Below are 15,719 nucleotides of genomic sequence, written 5' to 3' on the forward strand. Positions count from 1 at the left end.
TGCGACGGGCCGGGATCGCGGAGGGCACGCGGGCGCGGGTGTATCTCGTACTCGACCGTTCCGGGTCCATGCGGCCCTACTACAAGGACGGCAGCGCCCAGCACCTCGGCGAGCAGGCCCTCGCGCTCGCCGCGCGGCTGAGCGACGAGCCCGCCGTCAGCGTCGTCTTCTTCTCGACCGAGGTCGACGGCACCGGCGAGCTCACCCCCGACTCCTACGAGGGCCGGATCGACGAGCTGCACGCCTCCCTCGGCCGGATGGGCCGCACCAACTACCACCTCGCGGTCGAAGAGGTGCTCGCCCTCCACGCCAAGGCCGACCCGGCGACCCCCGCCCTGGTGATCTTCCAGACCGACGGCGCGCCCGAGTCCAAGACCGCCGCCACGGCCGCGCTTGCCTCGGCCGCCGAGACACCGGTGTTCTGGCAGTTCACGGCGTTCGGCGAGCACGAGGCGAAGGCGTTCGACTTCCTCCGCAAGCTGTCCGCGCCGAACGCCGCGTTCTTCCACGCGGGACCCGCCCCCAGCGCCCTCCCGCACGGCGAGCTCTACGACGGGCTCCTCAAGAACTGGCGGCCTTGACCGGCCGCACCACCGGCAGGGACACGGTGACGGTCAGGCCGCCCTCAGGGCCCGGCCGGGCCGTCACCTCCCCGTCGTGGGCCTGCGCGATCGAGCGGACGATCGACAGCCCGAGCCCCGCGCCGGGCCCCATCCGGTCCCGGCCCTCCCCCCGCCGGAACGGCTCGAACAGCCCCGGCACATCCTCCGCCGCGATGGCCGGACCGGTGTTCTCCACCGTCAGCTCACCCCCCGTGACCCGTACGGACACCGTCCCCCCGGGCACGTTGTACGCCACCGCGTTCGCCACCAGGTTCCCCGCCATCCGGTCCAGCAGCAGCCGGTTCCCCCGGACGACGCCGGCCCCCGACACCTCCGCCGTCACCCGGTGCCGCAGCGCCTCCTCGGCGACGGCCTCCCCCAGATCGACGTCCTCCCGGTGATCGAGCCCCCGCTCGCCGTGCGCCAGCATCAGCAGCCCCTCGATGAGCCGTTCACTGCGGCGGTTGCTCTCCAGCAGGATCTCCCGGGTGGCGGCGACATCCCCGGGGTCCGCCGAGGCCAGCCCCACCTGGATCGCCGTGCGCTGGGTCGCCAGCGGGGTGCGCAGCTCGTGCGAGGCGTTCGCGATGAACCGGCGCTGGCTGTCGAAGGCCCTCTCCAGCCGCGCCAGCAGCGCGTCCAGGGTGTCCCCGAGCTCCTTGAGCTCATCGTCGGGCCCGCTCGCCGCGATCCGCTCGTGCAGGGTGCGCTCCGAGAGTCCGCGCGCCCTGGCCGTCATCTCGTGCACCGGCCTGAGCATCCGCCCCGCCGTCCACCAGCCCGCCACCACGGCGCAGAGCGCCGCCACCAGCAGCCCGGTGAGCGACCAGAAGAGCAGCTGTTCGGAGGCCGCGTCGCTGACGTTGTCGGTCAGCTGGGAGGCGCTGAGCCGCTCCAGGTCCCGCCCGAGGACGGCCGGCGGCCCGTACTCCCCCACCGCGGCCCGCCGGGCGATTGCCGCCGCCTCCGTCTGCGTACCGGCGCTGGCGAGCAGATAGACGAACGCGAGCAGCACCGCGCCGAGGACCAGGAAGACTGCCCCGTAGACGAAGGCGATCCGGGTCCGGATCGCGGACCCCGGCCCGAGTCTGCCGGGCCCCGCGTGGACGGCGCGGCCCGCCCGGACGCGCACAGCGCGTACCCCACGCCCGGGGACGCTCACAGCGCGTACCCCACGCCCTGAACGGTGCGGATCAGCGCCGGCTCGCCCAGTTTCGCCCGCAGCTTGCTCATGCAGACCCGTACCGCCCCGGTGAACGGATCGGCGTGCGCGTCCCACGCCCGCTCCAGCAGCTCCTCGGCCGAGACCATCCCGCCGTCCGCCTCCAGCAGGATCTGGAGCACGGTGAACTCCTTCGGCGACAGCACCAGCTCCCGCCCCTCCCGCCAAGCGGTTCTGCGGACGGTGTCCAGCCGTATCCCGTGCCGCTCCAGCAGCGGCGGCACCGGGCGGGCGCTGCGCCGCCGCAGCGCCCGGACCCTGGAGACCAGCTCGGGGAAGTCGAAGGGCTTGCCCAGATAGTCGTCCGCCCCCAGATCGAGCCCGGCCACCCGGTCCGCCAGGGCCGAGGACGCGGTCAGCATCAGAATCCGGGTCCGGGAGGCGGCGGCGACCAGCTGCCGGGCGACCTCGTCGCCGTGGACCCGGGGCAGATCGCGGTCGAGCACGATCACGTCGTAGTCGTACAGCCCCAGATAGGCGAGGGCGGCGTCGCCGCTGTAGACGGTGTCCACCGCGAATCCGGCCCGGCTCAGCCCGGTGGCTATCAGCTCGGCCAGGATCTCCTCGTCCTCGGCGACCAGTACCCGCATGGCTTCCGCTCCCTTCCCGCTTCCCGCCCGTTCCCGCTTCCCACCCGTTCCGCTCCCGGGTTCCCGCCCGTTCCGCTCCCGGGATGGGGATTTCTACGGCATGGCGTGTTTCGTGAATGTCTCCACTCTCCCCGGCCCCCGGTAATAGCGGGTGAGAGGGGCCTCGCGGGGCCAGTAGGATTTCGACCATGGCGGCCACTGGATCCGAGAAGCAGGGGGCGGCGGCGTACTACGTCTCGACCCCCATTTACTACGTCAACGACGCTCCTCACCTGGGCCACGCCTATACGACCGTCGCAGGCGACGTGCTCACCCGCTGGCACCGTCAGCGCGGCGAGAAGGTGTGGTACCTCACCGGCACGGACGAGCACGGTCAGAAGATCATGCGCACTGCCGAGGCCAACGGGGTCACTCCCCAGGAGTGGTGCGACAAGCTCGTGGAGGAGGCGTGGAAGCCTCTCTGGGAGCATCTGAACATCGCGAACGACGATTTCATCCGCACCACCGAGAAGCGTCACACGGACCGGGTGAAGGAGTTCGTCCAGGATCTCTACGACAAGGGCGAGATCTACAAGGGCGGATACGAAGGCCCGTACTGCGTGGGCTGTGAGGAGTACAAGCTCCCCGGCGATCTGATCGACGGCGAGGGCGAGTACGCCGGGGAGAAGCTCTGCCCCATCCACAAGAAGCCGGTGGAACTCCTCAAGGAGGAGAACTACTTCTTCAAGCTCAGCGAGTACGGCCCCCGGCTGCTGGAGCTCTATGAGGCCGACCCCGGTTTCATCCAGCCCGAGTCCGCCCGCAACGAGGTCGTGAATTTCGTCAAGCAGGGCCTTCAGGACCTGTCGATCTCCCGGTCCACCTTCGACTGGGGGGTGAAGGTGCCGTGGGACGAGAAGCATGTGATCTACGTGTGGATCGACGCGCTGCTCAATTACGCCACGGCCGTCGGCTACAACGAGAACCCGGCGAAGTTCAACGACACCTTCCCCGCGAATGTGCATCTCGTCGGCAAGGACATCCTGCGCTTCCACGCGATCATCTGGCCCGCCATGCTGATGGCGAACGGGCTGCCGGTGCCGGGGCGGATCGCCGCGAACGGCTGGCTGATGGTCGGCGGCGAGAAGATGTCGAAGTCGAATCTGACCGGCATCAAGCCGCAGGATCTGACCTCGCACTTCGGCGTGGACGCCTACCGCTGGTACTTCCTGCGCGCCATCGCCTTCGGGCAGGACGGCTCCTTCTCGTGGGAGGACTTCACCGCCCGCTATACGAGCGAGCTGGCGAACGACTACGGCAACCTCGCCTCCCGGGTCGCCGCGATGGTCGGCAAGTACTTCGGCGGCGCGCTGCCGGAGGCGACCGCGTCCGGCGACGCCGAGCAGGCGGTACGGGACGGTCTGGCGCAAGCGGTCGCGACGGCCGACCGGAAGATCGGCGACGAGCTGGACTTCCAGGGCGGCATCCTGGCGGTCTTCGACTTCGTCAAGCAGGTCAACGGCTACCTCACCGAGCAGGAGCCGTGGAAGGTCGCGAAGGACGACTCCCCCGAGGGCCAGGCCCGGCTCGCGACGATCCTCTACACGGCCGCGGAGTCGCTGCGGGCCGTCGCGGTGCTGCTGAACCCGGTGATGCCCGAGACCTCGCAGGCGCTCTGGGACTCGCTGGGCGCTGAGGCGGCGCTCGGCGCCCTGGCCGAGCAGCGGGTGCAGGACGCGGGCGCCTGGGGGCTGCTGCCGGTGGGCTCGACGGTGACGAAGGGCGCGGTGCTGTTCCCGCGTCTGGAGGACCCGAAGAAGGACGCGTGACCCGTTCTCCCTCCACGTCGACCGGCCCCCGAGCACTGTGACTGTGCTCGGGGGCCGGTCCCGTCCGTACGTGCAGCCGGATGCCGGTCCCGTCCGTACGTGTACGGTCAGCGGGCCGGATCGCCGGTCCCGTCCGTACGTGTACGGTCAGCGGGCCAGATGCCGCTCCGGGCCCATCACGACCACCGGCCGCGCCTCGGGATCCAGGCGCTTCAGCAACTCCGCGACCTGCGGCCTGGCCAGGGTCACACAGCCCTTGGTCGCGCCGCCGTGGTCGACGTGGATCCAGATCCCGCCGCCCTTGCCCACGCCGAGCGGGCGGGTCCAGTCCAGGGGGGTGCTGCCGGGCTCGCGGTTGTAGTTGACGGCCACCACATGGTCGAAGGCCCCCGTCAGGGACTCGCCCTCGAAGTTGACCCCCGACGGGGTGAACGCCGGGCCCTGGTCGTAGGGGAGCTCCGTCCCCGGATCGGGCAGCCGCCCGCCCGCGTCCGTCAGTCCGTAGACCCCGATCGGGGTCCGCAGATCGTTCAGCCGGTGGTCCCCGGTCCAGCCCTTGAGGGCGTTCCGTGCCCGCCAGGGGCCGCTCACGGGCTGCCAGCCGATCCTGCGGTCGCGCTCGTAGAGCACCGCCGTGGCCCGGTTGGAGCCGGTGCTCCTGCCGGTGACCACGAAGACCTGCCGGGTCCGGGGGTCGATCCGGTCATGGGTCCGGGGGCCGATGCCGGGTATCTCCCGCCGTATCCCGCGCCGTTGCCGGGACTGATCGTCCCCGCGCTCGGCGCGCGGCTCCCGCGGCTCCAGGTCCGTGGGGGAGGCGGAGTCCCGTGGCGCGGGGCCGGACCCCGCACCGGCTGCGGCGGGGCTCCCGCCGTCGTCGGCGGGGCTTCCGCCGCAGCCGGTGAGCAGCAGCACGGCCGCGAGGGCGGCGAGCGTGGACGTACGGACCGTATGCTCGCGGTTCATCGCCGGGTGCCTCCAGTCTGCTTGCCGGGCGCGGTGGCGGAGTTCTTCTCGCCGGGGTGGGCGCGGTAGAGAAGCTCCTGAAGGTCGTCGAGGGTCTTGGCGGAGGTGGCCTTGTCCACGCAGACGCTCATGACGGCGAGGAGATCACTGGGCTCGGCGTCGAACCCCGCGTTCGCCACGAACATCTCGCTGCCGCCGATCCGCTCGCAGAATTCGTTCCGGATGTCGACGGGGTTCATCGTGGGCGATCCCCAGCCGCCCGCGTCCGGCAGAGCGCCCACCGACACCGTGACCAGCACATCGCCGGAGCCCAGCTTGTCCACCGGGGCGCACTGGTCCACCAACTTGGCCCCGCAGGGCCGCTCGAACGGGGAGAGCTTCTGCGTCCCGATGTATCCCATCGCGACCGCCCCGAGCTTGTCGACGGCGGGCACCTCCAGGGTGTGCCAGGACTTCGTCAGCGGGATGGTGAACCCGTGCAGCCCGTCGAAGCGCACCTCGCGCTCCTTCTCCCGGGTGGGCAGGGGCGCGGGCGTGGGCGCAGCGGGCGGCGCTTCGGGCCGGTTCTCGCGGAGGGTCTGCGGCAGCACCGTGCCGACGCCCGCGAGGACGGCCGCGACCAGTACGGCGGCCCCCGTACGGCGGCGGCGCCGCCGGACGATCCGCGCTCTGACCTGGCCCAGCCGTTCCCCCGGCGCGGCCAGTTCCGGGGTCGCCCGCTCCAGCACCAGACGGAGCTCGTCCTCGGCCGCCTCAAGCGGATCGCGCATAACGGTCACAGCCTCCCTCGGTCAGAGGCGGCAACCGCTCGCGCAGGGTGTGCAGGGCCTTCGACGCCTGGCTCTTGACGGTGCCCTCCGCACAGCCGAGCGTGGCCGCGGTCTCCTCGACGCTCAGATCCTCGAAGTAGCGGAGCACCACCACGGCCCGCTGGCGTACCGGCAGGGCGCGCACCGCGTCGGCGAGCGACTGCTCCAGATCGACGGACGCGTACCGGTCCCCGGAGGCCGTCGCGTCGGGGAGCTCGCCGTGCGGGACCTCTCCCCGCCAGCGTCTGCGCCACCAGGAGGCATGGGTGTGCACCAGCGCCTTGCGGACATACGCCTCCGGATGGCTGTCGGCGATCTTGTGCCACTTGGGCCAGATCTTCGCCAGCACCGTCTGGAGCAGGTCCTCCGCCAGATGCGCGTCGCCGGTCAGCAGCCAGGCGACCTTCAGCAGCCGTGGGCCCCGGGCGGCGACGAACGCCTCGAAATCCCCGTGGTCGGCACCGGAGCCCATGTCGTTGCCCCCCCTCGTGTGTTCGGTGTTCCACTTCTGTGGAACGCGATGGGGCGGCGGACGGGTTGCCCTGGGGGACCGGCGACTTCCGGCCGTTCGTACGGGTGAAGAACCTGGCTTGAACGCGTAAGGGCCCGGCTCGGTCATGCGTAAGCGCCCTGCCTGTACGCGTAAGGGCCCGGCGCCGCGTTTCAACACGCGGCGCCGGGCCCTTACCCGGACAAGAGCCCCAGGGGCTTTCGTCTACTGTCCGTCGGCCTTCGCCACCGGCTTGCGCAGCTGGATGTTCAGCTCCCGCAGCCGGGACTCGTCCAGCTCGGTCGGCGCGCCCATCATCAGGTCCTGCGCGTTGCCGTTGAGCGGGAAGGCGATCGTCTCGCGGATGTTGGGCTCATCGGCCAGCAGCATCACGATGCGGTCGACGCCCGGGGCGATGCCGCCGTGCGGCGGTGCGCCGAGACGGAAGGCGCGGAGCATGCCCGCGAACTCGTGCTCGACGGTCTCCCGGTCGTAACCGGCGATCTCGAAGGCCTTGAGCATGACCTCGGGCTCGTGGTTGCGGATCGCGCCGGAGGAGAGCTCGATGCCATTGCAGACGATGTCGTACTGCCAGGCGAGAATGTCGAGCGGGTCCTTCTCCTCCAGGTCCTTCATCCCGCCCTGCGGCATGGAGAAGGGGTTGTGGGAGAAGTCGATCTTCCCGGTCTCCTCGTCCCGCTCGTACATCGGGAAGTCGACGATCCAGCAGAACCGGAAGACGCCCTCCTCGAAGTGACCGGCGCGCTTGGCGGCCTCGACCCGGACCGCGCCCATGATCTTCGAGACCTCGTCGAAGTCGCCCGCGCCGAAGAACACGGCGTGCCCGGCGGCGAGGCCGAGACGCTCGGTGAGGACCTTGACGTTCTCCTCGGTGAGGAACTTGGCGATCGGGCCGGTGAGGGAGTTGTCCTCGGCGACGCGGACCCAGGCCAGGCCCTTGGCGCCCTGCTCGACGGCGTAATCGCCGAGCTGGTCGAAGAACTTGCGCGGCTGGCCGGCCACATCCGGCACCGGCAGCGCGCGGACGTGCTTGCCGGCGAACGCCTTGAACTCCGAGCCCGCGAAGACGTCGGTGATGTCGACCAGTTCGAGCTGGGCGCGCAGGTCCGGCTTGTCGTTGCCGTACTTCAGCATCGACTCGCGGAACGGGATGCGCGGGAACGGCGAGGTGACATGACGGCCGCCGCCGAACTCCGCGAACAGCTCCGGCATCAGCTTCTCGATCGGCTGGAAGACGTCCTCCTGCTCGACGAAGCTCATCTCGACGTCGAGCTGGTAGAACTCGCCCGGCGAGCGGTCGGCGCGGGCGTCCTCGTCGCGGAAGCAGGGCGCGATCTGGAAGTAGCGGTCGAAGCCGGAGATCATCAGCAGCTGCTTGAACTGCTGCGGGGCCTGCGGCAGCGCGTAGAACTTGCCCGGGTTCAGCCGGGAGGGGACCACGAAGTCACGGGCGCCCTCGGGGGAGGTGGCGGTGAGGATCGGGGTCGCCATCTCGTTGAAGCCGAGGGCGGTCATCTTGTGCCGGATGGCGGAGATGACGGCGGTGCGCAGCATGATGTTGCGGTGCATGCGCTCACGGCGCAGATCGAGGAAGCGGTACTCCAGGCGCCGCTCCTCGTTGACGCCGTCGTCCGCGTTGATGGTGAAGGGGATCTGCTGGGCGGCGCCCAGGATCTCCACGTCGGAGACCTCGATCTCGATCTCGCCGGTGGGCAGCTCGGGGTTGACGTTGTCCGCGCCACGGCTGACGACCGTGCCGTCCACCCGGACGACGGTCTCCTTGGTGAGGTGGCTGAGCGCCTCGTTGGCGGCGGTGCCGGGGCGGGCCACCAGCTGGGTGATGCCGTAGTGGTCGCGCAGATCGATGAAGAGGATGCCGCCCAGGTCTCGGCGATTGTGCAGCCAGCCGCTGAGCCGGACGTCGGTGGAGACGTCAGAGGCGCGGAGCTCGCCGCACGTGTGTGACCTGTACCGATGCATCGTCGTTCATCCAGTCTTGGTGATTTTGGGATGGGCCGGGCCCGTCAAGGTTACCGCCCGGGGCTCCTGAACCCCATTGGCATAGACACGCCACCCGTTGTCCCCCGGTAGTGGGGCTTGGCGGCCACGGGCCTCCAGATCGGAATAAAGTGAGGCAATGCGCACCGAGGATGTCCTGGCCGCGATCGCAACCGGCCTATGGCGGTGGGACAACGGAGCCGGGACGGTCACCCTCGACAGCGAGGCCGCCCGGATGCTTGAGCTGCCGCCCGGGACCCGCACCTTCCCGGAGTCGGTCGTCCGGGCCCGTTTCCACCCGGTCGACTGGAACGAGATCAACGGCGTGGTCTCGCTCGCCATCGCCGAGGGGACGCTCGCCGAGGGCCGGCTGCGGGTCGTGGACGACTCCGGACGCGTGGTGCGCACGGTGCGCAGCCGCTCCAAGCCGGTGCTGTTCAATGGGGCGTATCTGCTGGACGGGATGCTCCAGGAGGTCGCCGAGCCGACGGAGGGCACGGCGGCGCGCACCCCGATCACCGGCGACTGGCGGCGCTCGCGCGAGGCGTTTCTGCTGGACGCGGGGCGTGCGCTGGCGGAGGCGCGCTCCACGGCCGAGGTGCTGCGGGTGGCGGCCTCGCTCTCCATGCCCGGGTTCTCGCCGGACGGGCTCGCGGTCTTCGGAGCGGCGGGCGACCGGCTGCGGATCGTCGGGCACCACGGGCACCAGAGCGCGGGCGACGACCCCTTCAGCGATATGCGGCTGGACACGGAACACCCGGCGGCGGAGGTGGTGCGCGGCGGACGGGCGGTGTATCTGCCGAGCCCGGAGGAGTACTGCCGGCGCTATCCCACCAGCTGGCCGCTGGCGCAGCGGCTGGGGCGGCAGTCGTGGGCGTATCTGCCGCTGATCGTCGCGGGGCGGACGATGGGCGCGTGGATGGCGGCCTTCCGGCATCCGGTGGCCTTCACCCCGGATGAGCGTTCGGTGCTGACGACGGTGGCCCGGATGCTGGCGCAGGCGCTCACCCGGGCCGGGGTGGCCGAGTCGGAGCGTGAGCTGTCGCTGGGGCTCCAGCGGTCGATGATGCCGGTGCTGGGGCCCGCGATCCCGGGCATGGAGGTGGCGGCGCGGTATGTGCCCACGGGCGGCGGACTCCAGGTCGGGGGCGACTGGTACGACATGATTCCGCTGCCGTCCGGGCGGATCGCGCTGGTCATCGGTGATGTGCAGGGGCACGATGTGCGGGCCGCGGGGCTGATGGGGCAGCTGCGGATCGCGCTGCGGGCGTATGCGTCCGAAGGGCATCGCCCGGACGCGGTGCTGTCGCGGGCGTCGCGCTTTCTGCACGGCATCACCGACACCTACGAGAAGGCGGACTACTCCAGCCCCCGGTTCGCGACCTGTCTGTATCTGGAGGTCGACCCGGAGAGCGGGCGGATCGAGATGGCCCGGGCGGGGCATCCGGAGCCGGCGGTGCGCATGGCCGACGGGACGGTGCTGATGTGGCCCACCGAGGGCGGGCTGCCGCTGGGCATCGACCCGGACTCGGACTATCCGACGACCCGGCTGAGGCTGGAGCCGGGCGAGACGATGATGGTCTGCACGGACGGGCTGCTGGAGACCGGCGGGCACGATCTGGACACCGGGTGGGCGCGGCTGCGGGAGGTTCTGGAGAACCAGGCGGAGCACTCGCTGGAGGAGCTGGCGGATTCGCTGGTGCAGGCGGTGCACGGCCCGGTGTCGCACTACACGACGGGGCCGCTGGCGGACCGGCGCGAGGACGATGTGGCGCTGGTGCTGCTCTCCCGGGAGGGCGTGCCCGGGCGGGAGACCCCGAGGCGTACGGCGATGGCGGTGGCCCAGGCGGAGCCGGAGCGGATCGCGGCGGCGCGGCAGCAGGTGCGGCAGCTGCTGCACGACTGGGCGGACCCCGAGCAGGTGGACTCGGCGGTGCTGATGGTGTCGGAGATGGTGACCAATGTGCTGGTCCACACCGATGGGAACGCGCTGCTGACGGCGGAGGTGATCTGCGGCAGTGGGGAGGGGGCCCGGCGGCTGCGGGTGGAGGTCTCGGACAGCAGCGATGAGCTGCCGCACAAGCGGCGTCCCGGGGAGATGGCGTCGTCGGGGCGGGGGCTGATGCTGATGGAGATGCTGGCGGACGCGTGGGGGGTGGATCCGAGGGGCGAGGGGAAGTCGATCTGGTTCGAGCTCCATGAGTCGGGCAAGCCCGTGTCGGAGGCGGCCCCGGGCCTCTGAGCGCGGTGCCGGTACGGTTCGGGGCGCCGGTACGGGCCGGGGCACGGTCTTCGCGTACGCCGCGCCGGTACGGGCCGGGGTCTTCGCGTACCCCGCGCCGGTACGGGTCCGCACGCCGCGCCACCGGTACGTACGGGTCACGCCACCGGTACGTACGGGTCACGGCACCTGCGTACGGGTCACGGTGCCGCCTTCCCCGTATCGGTGTAGTGCTCCCGCAGCACCCCGAGCACGCCGAGGCCGCCGCCACCACCGGCACCGCCAGCAGCATGCCCAGAATCCCCGCGACCCCCGCCCCCGCCGTGATCGCGAGCATCACCACGGCGGGATGCATCTGGACCGTACGGCTCTGGATCATCGGCTGGAGGACATGGCCCTCCAGGAGCTGGACGGCGACCACCACCCCGAGGGCCCAGAGGGCGATCACCCAGCCCCGGTCCGCGAGCGCCACCAGGACCGCGACCGCGCCGGAGAGGAAGGCCCCGAGATAGGGGATGTACGCGCCGACGAACACCAGCGCGCCGAGGCCGACCGCGCCGGGGACGCGGAGGATCAGCAGGCCCACGGTGATGCAGAGGGCGTCGATGAGGGCGATGAAGGTGGTGCCCCGCATGAATCCCTCGACGGCCTCGAAGGCGCGGCGGCCCATCTCCTCGACCATCTCGCCGCCCCGTCCGGGGGCGACCGAGTGCGCCAGATGGACCGCCCGGTCCGAGTCGCGGAGGAAGAAGAAGATCAGCAGCAGCGCCAGCACGGCGGTGGCGATGGCCTCGCCCACCACGCTCAGCCCGCTGAGCACCCCGGAGGCCGCTGTTCCGCCGAATTTGGCCAGCAGATCCTTGGCGTTGGCGGCCAGATCGGTGAGCGAGGTCCCGGCGGCCCCGAAGTGCTGGGTGATCCCGCTGGCGGCGTCTCGCAGCGCGGCGAGGATCTGGGGGCCGTTGTCGATCAGGGCCTTGACGATGATGTAGGTGGCGCCGCCGACCACACAGAGCACGGCGGCGCAGGTCAGCGCGGCGGCCAGGGACCGGTGCATCCCCATTCTGACGAGCCGCCGGTACATCGGCCCGAGGAGAGCGGTCCCCAGCAGGGCCAGCAGCACGGGAGTGACGGCGATCCGGAGGGTCCCGATCAGCCAGAGCGCCACCGCGCCGACCCCGGCTGCCAGCAGGATGACGGCGCACCAGGCGGCGAGCCGCCGTACGGGCTCGGGTAGCAGGGTGTGCACCCCTTCACCCGATCACAGACCCGTGTCGGCGGCCCGCCCATCGCGTCCGGGCGGGTGATCACATGTCCGGACGGGCAGGTGATCACCCGCCGTGGCGAACCCGGGCCGTCACTGCGCCGGGTCGCCCGTACGGGTGATCACATGCCGTGGACCGTCGTAGGGGTGATCACATGCCATGCACCGTCGTAGGGGTGATCACATGCCATGCACCGTCGTACGGGTGATCACATGCCATGCACCGTCGTACGGGTGATCACATGCCGTGGACCGCCGGGACCGTGCCCAGCCGGCCCGCCTGGAAGTCCTCGAACGCCTGCTTGAGCTCGGCCTGGGTGTTCATGACGAACGGGCCGTAGTGCGCCATGGGCTCCCGGATGGGACGCCCGCCGAGCAGCACGATCTCCAGATCGGGGGTGTGGGAGTCCTGGGACTCGTCCGCCCGCACGATCAGCGAGCCGCCGTCGCCGAAGACCGCCGTCTGCCCCATCCGGACGGGCCGCCGCTCGGCGCCGACCGAGCCGTTTCCGGCCAGGACGTAGGCGAGGCCGTTGAACTCCTCGCGCCAGGGCAGGGTGATCTGAGCGCCGGGCCGCAGCGTGGCGTGGATCATCGTGATCGGGGTGTGGGTGATCCCCGGCCCCTCGTGGCCGTCCAGCTCACCGGCGATCACCCGGAGCAGTGCACCGCCGTCGGGCGAGGTGAGCAGCTGGACCTGGCCGCCGCGGATGTCCTGGTAGCGGGGGTCCATCATCTTGTCGGCCGCGGGCAGGTTCACCCAGAGCTGGAGCCCGTGGAAGAGCCCGCCGGACATCACGAGCTCCTCCGGCGGGGCCTCGATGTGGAGCAGGCCCGATCCGGCGGTCATCCACTGGGTGTCGCCGTTCCGGATGGTGCCGCCGCCGCCGTTGCTGTCCTGGTGGACGAAGGTCCCGTCGAGCAGATACGTGACGGTCTCGAAGCCCCGGTGGGGGTGCCAGGGGGTGCCCTTCGGCTCTCCCGGCGCGTACTCCACCTCGCCCATCTGGTCCATCATGATGAACGGGTCGAGGTACTTGTAGTTGATCCCGGCGAACGCGCGCCGCACCGGGAAGCCCTCGCCCTCGAACCCACTGGGCGCGGTGGTCACCGCGAGCACGGGACGGGGCTGGGCCTCGGCGGAAGCGGAGACGCGCGGCAGGGTGAGCGGATTCTCGACAGTCACAGCGGGCATGGGGAGTACCTCCTTGGTGCGACCAGTTTAGTTGAATCCTGAACTTTCCGCTACCCAGAACGAAGGAGGCCCGGGAGGTATTCCTCCCGGGCCTCTCCACTGAGATCGAGGCGTCAGCCGTACATCCGGCGCATCGCGAAGTCGACCATCTGCTCCACGGCCTTGGCGTCGAACACCATCCGGTGCTCGCCCTCCATGTCGAGGACGAAGCCGTACCCGGTCGGCAGCAGATCGATCACCTCCGCGCCGGTGATCACGAAGTACTTGGACTCCTTGCCCGCGTACCGCCGCAGCTCCTTGAGCGAGGTGAACATGGGGATCACCGGATGCTGGGTGTTGTGCAGCGCCAGGAAGCCGGGGTTGTCGCCGCGCGGGCAGTAGACCTTGGAGGTGGCGAAGATCTGCTGGAAGTCCTCCGCGGAGAGCGATCCGGTGGTGAAGGCACGCACCGCGTCGGCGAGAGACGGAGGCGACGGCTCCGGATACAGCGGCTGCCCCTGCGACTGCCCCCCGTAGGGCTGCTGGGGTGCGTACTGCTGGTGAGCGCCCTGACTCTGGTCATAGCCGTACATGCCGCAAGGGTAACCAGTCGCCGTTGGGCGATTGGGGGTTGCAACTTATTACCGATGGGTAGCATCATCATGGCTACCAGCTGGTAAATGGGTAAGCCAACAGACTCCCGAACCTACGGAGCCGTCGCCATGGGGCACTACAAGTCGAATCTCCGCGACATCGAGTTCAACCTCTTCGAGGTCCTCGGGCGCGACAAGCTGTACGGCACCGGCCCGTTCGCGGAGATGGACGCCGACACCGCCCGCAGCATCCTCGAAGAGATCACCCGGCTCGCGGAGAACGAGCTGGCGGAGTCCTTCGTGGACGCCGACCGCAACCCCCCGGTATTCGACCCCGAGACCAACACCGCGCCGATACCCGAGTCCTTCAAGAAGAGCTACCGGGCCTTCATGGACTCGGAGTACTGGCGGCTCGGTCTGCCCGAGGAGATCGGCGGCACCACCGCGCCCCGCTCGCTGGTCTGGTCGTACGCCGAGATGCTCCTCGGCGCGAACCCGGCGATCTGGATGTACTCCTCGGGTCCCGCGTTCGCCGGAATCCTCTTCGCCGAGGGCAATGAGGAGCAGAAGAAGATCGCGCGGATCGCCGTCGAGAAGCAGTGGGGCTCCACGATGGTCCTCACCGAGCCGGACGCCGGCTCGGACGTGGGCGCGGGCCGCTCCAGGGCCGTGCGGCAGGAGGACGGCTCCTGGCACATCGAGGGGGTGAAGCGCTTCATCACCTCGGGCGAGCACGACATGTCGGAGAACATCTTCCACTACGTCCTCGCCCGTCCCGAGGGCGCCGGACCCGGCACCAAGGGCCTCTCCCTCTTCCTCGTACCGAAGTTCCTCTTCGACTGGGAGACCGGCGAGCTCGGCGAGCGCAACGGCGTCTACGCGACGAACGTCGAGCACAAGATGGGCCTCAAGGCCTCCAACACCTGCGAGATGACCTTCGGCGACCGGCACCCCGCCAAGGGCTGGCTGATCGGCGACAAGCACGACGGCATCCGCCAGATGTTCATGATCATCGAGTTCGCCCGGATGATGGTGGGCACCAAGGCCATCGCCACCCTCTCCACCGGCTATCTCAACGCGCTGGAGTACGCCAAGGAGCGCGTCCAGGGCCAGGACCTGGTGAACTTCGCGGACAAGACCGCGCCCAAGGTCACCATCACCCACCACCCCGACGTCCGCCGCTCGCTGATGACGCAGAAGGCGTACGCGGAGGGCATGCGCGCCCTGGTCCTCTACACCGCCTCCGTCCAGGACGACATCGCCGCCGCCGAGGCCGCGGGCGAGGACACCGCCGGACTGACCGGGCTCAACGATCTGCTGCTGCCGATCGTGAAGGGATACGGCTCGGAGAAGTCCTACGAACTGCTCGCCCAGTCGCTCCAGATCTACGGCGGCTCCGGCTATCTCCAGGAGTACCCGGCCGAGCAGTACATCCGGGACGCCAAGATCGACACCCTCTATGAGGGCACCACCGCCATCCAGGGCCAGGACTACTTCTTCCGGAAGATCGTCCGCGACCAGGGCCGGTCGCTCAACACCCTCTCCGAGGAGATCAAGAAGTTCCTCGCGGTCGGCACCGGCGGCGAGGAGCTGGCCCCGGCCCGGGACGCGCTCGCCAAGGCGGCGGTGGACCTGGAGGCGATCGTCGGCACCATGACGAACGACCTGATCGCCACCGGCGACGACGTCAAGAACATCTACAAGGTCGGGCTCAACACCACCCGGCTGCTGATGGCCTCCGGCGATGTGGTCGTCGCCTATCTGCTGCTGCGCGGCGCGGCGGTGGCCGCCGAGAAGCTCCCGACGGCGTCCACCAGGGATGTGCCGTTCTACCAGGGCAAGATCGCCGCCGCGAAGTTCTTCGCGGCCACGGTGCTGCCGGGCCTCTCGGTCGAGCGGGCGCTCGCGGAATCCGTGGACGCGTCGCTCATGGACCTGGACGAAGCCGCGTTCTGACCTCC

The 15,719-nt window shown here is 70.2% G+C and carries 12 protein-coding genes and 1 pseudogene; 4 read left to right on the forward strand and 9 right to left on the reverse strand.

Going from position 1 to position 15,719, the window contains the following annotated elements; all coding sequences use genetic code 11:
* On the forward strand, positions 1–581 hold a 581-nt coding region (locus FF041_RS33630; protein ID WP_228388816.1), incomplete at its 5' end, for a VWA domain-containing protein.
* Here the strand turns inward: FF041_RS33630 and FF041_RS33635 are convergent.
* Positions 562–1,734 (reverse strand): sensor histidine kinase, encoded by a 1,173-nt coding sequence (locus tag FF041_RS33635; protein ID WP_323393473.1) that lies wholly within the window; start codon positions 1,732–1,734, stop codon positions 562–564. The genes FF041_RS33630 and FF041_RS33635 overlap by 20 nt on opposite strands.
* 26 nt (positions 1,735–1,760) lie before the next feature.
* Positions 1,761–2,414, reverse strand: a complete 654-nt coding sequence (locus FF041_RS33640) for a response regulator transcription factor (RefSeq protein WP_153526253.1) — start codon at positions 2,412–2,414, stop codon at positions 1,761–1,763.
* Between the two features lie 188 nt (positions 2,415–2,602).
* Here FF041_RS33640 and metG point away from each other — a divergent pair, with 188 nt between their 5' ends.
* The gene (gene metG / locus FF041_RS33645; protein ID WP_153483104.1) at positions 2,603–4,222 is read left to right on the forward strand and encodes a methionine--tRNA ligase; all 1,620 of its coding nucleotides are present in this window, start codon (positions 2,603–2,605) and stop codon (positions 4,220–4,222) included.
* Between the two features lie 147 nt (positions 4,223–4,369).
* On the opposite strand, the gene FF041_RS33650 is transcribed toward metG, so the two are convergent.
* The 4 genes from FF041_RS33650 to aspS form a co-directional block, all read right to left on the reverse strand.
* Positions 4,370–5,188: a L,D-transpeptidase family protein gene (locus FF041_RS33650; RefSeq protein WP_153526254.1), complete on the reverse strand. Its 819-nt coding sequence runs from the start codon at positions 5,186–5,188 to the stop codon at positions 4,370–4,372.
* The gene (locus FF041_RS33655) at positions 5,185–5,958 is read right to left on the reverse strand and encodes a hypothetical protein (protein WP_153526255.1); all 774 of its coding nucleotides are present in this window, start codon (positions 5,956–5,958) and stop codon (positions 5,185–5,187) included. The genes FF041_RS33650 and FF041_RS33655 overlap by 4 nt, the downstream gene beginning before the upstream one ends.
* Positions 5,942–6,469, reverse strand: coding sequence for a SigE family RNA polymerase sigma factor (locus tag FF041_RS33660; protein WP_153483109.1), 528 nt, complete (start codon positions 6,467–6,469; stop codon positions 5,942–5,944). The genes FF041_RS33655 and FF041_RS33660 overlap by 17 nt, the downstream gene beginning before the upstream one ends.
* A 243-nt stretch (positions 6,470–6,712) precedes the next feature.
* Entirely contained in the window at positions 6,713–8,488 is a 1,776-nt protein-coding gene (gene aspS, locus FF041_RS33665; RefSeq protein WP_153526256.1) for an aspartate--tRNA ligase, read from the reverse strand.
* 157 nt (positions 8,489–8,645) lie between these two features.
* Here aspS and FF041_RS33670 point away from each other — a divergent pair, with 157 nt between their 5' ends.
* The gene (locus tag FF041_RS33670; protein ID WP_153526257.1) at positions 8,646–10,748 is read left to right on the forward strand and encodes an ATP-binding SpoIIE family protein phosphatase; all 2,103 of its coding nucleotides are present in this window, start codon (positions 8,646–8,648) and stop codon (positions 10,746–10,748) included.
* Between the two features lie 179 nt (positions 10,749–10,927).
* Here the strand turns inward: FF041_RS33670 and FF041_RS33675 are convergent.
* The 3 genes and pseudogenes from FF041_RS33675 to FF041_RS33685 form a co-directional block, all read right to left on the reverse strand.
* Positions 10,928–11,976 (reverse strand): annotated as a pseudogene (locus tag FF041_RS33675) (AI-2E family transporter).
* A 253-nt stretch (positions 11,977–12,229) separates the two neighbouring features.
* The gene (locus FF041_RS33680) at positions 12,230–13,186 is read right to left on the reverse strand and encodes a pirin family protein (protein ID WP_153526258.1); all 957 of its coding nucleotides are present in this window, start codon (positions 13,184–13,186) and stop codon (positions 12,230–12,232) included.
* A gap of 113 nt (positions 13,187–13,299) precedes the next feature.
* On the reverse strand, positions 13,300–13,758 hold the full coding sequence (locus FF041_RS33685; RefSeq protein ID WP_153526259.1) for an SseB family protein: 459 nt from the start codon (positions 13,756–13,758) through the stop codon (positions 13,300–13,302).
* A 129-nt stretch (positions 13,759–13,887) separates the two neighbouring features.
* Here FF041_RS33685 and FF041_RS33690 point away from each other — a divergent pair, with 129 nt between their 5' ends.
* Positions 13,888–15,714 carry an acyl-CoA dehydrogenase gene (locus FF041_RS33690; protein ID WP_153526362.1) on the forward strand — a complete coding sequence of 609 codons (1,827 nt, stop codon included), beginning with the start codon at positions 13,888–13,890 and terminating at the stop codon, positions 15,712–15,714.
* The last annotated feature ends 5 nt before the right edge of the window (positions 15,715–15,719 follow it).

The organism is Streptomyces jumonjinensis (assembly GCF_009600885.1).
Classification (GTDB): domain Bacteria; phylum Actinomycetota; class Actinomycetes; order Streptomycetales; family Streptomycetaceae; genus Streptomyces; species Streptomyces jumonjinensis.

Bases quoted from the DNA above. Each gene is read 5' to 3' on its own strand.
- FF041_RS33655 (WP_153526255.1), bottom strand. From the start codon at position 5,958: ATGCGCGATCCGCTTGAGGCGGCCGAGGACGAGCTCCGTCTGGTGCTG.
- FF041_RS33660 (WP_153483109.1), bottom strand. From the start codon at position 6,469: ATGGGCTCCGGTGCCGACCACGGGGATTTCGAGGCGTTCGTCGCCGCC.
- FF041_RS33650 (WP_153526254.1), bottom strand. From the start codon at position 5,188: ATGAACCGCGAGCATACGGTCCGTACGTCCACGCTCGCCGCCCTCGCG.
- FF041_RS33640 (WP_153526253.1), bottom strand. From the start codon at position 2,414: ATGCGGGTACTGGTCGCCGAGGACGAGGAGATCCTGGCCGAGCTGATA.
- metG (WP_153483104.1), top strand. From the start codon at position 2,603: ATGGCGGCCACTGGATCCGAGAAGCAGGGGGCGGCGGCGTACTACGTC.
- FF041_RS33690 (WP_153526362.1), top strand. From the start codon at position 13,888: ATGGGGCACTACAAGTCGAATCTCCGCGACATCGAGTTCAACCTCTTC.
- FF041_RS33685 (WP_153526259.1), bottom strand. From the start codon at position 13,758: ATGTACGGCTATGACCAGAGTCAGGGCGCTCACCAGCAGTACGCACCC.
- FF041_RS33680 (WP_153526258.1), bottom strand. From the start codon at position 13,186: ATGCCCGCTGTGACTGTCGAGAATCCGCTCACCCTGCCGCGCGTCTCC.
- aspS (WP_153526256.1), bottom strand. From the start codon at position 8,488: ATGCATCGGTACAGGTCACACACGTGCGGCGAGCTCCGCGCCTCTGAC.
- FF041_RS33670 (WP_153526257.1), top strand. From the start codon at position 8,646: ATGCGCACCGAGGATGTCCTGGCCGCGATCGCAACCGGCCTATGGCGG.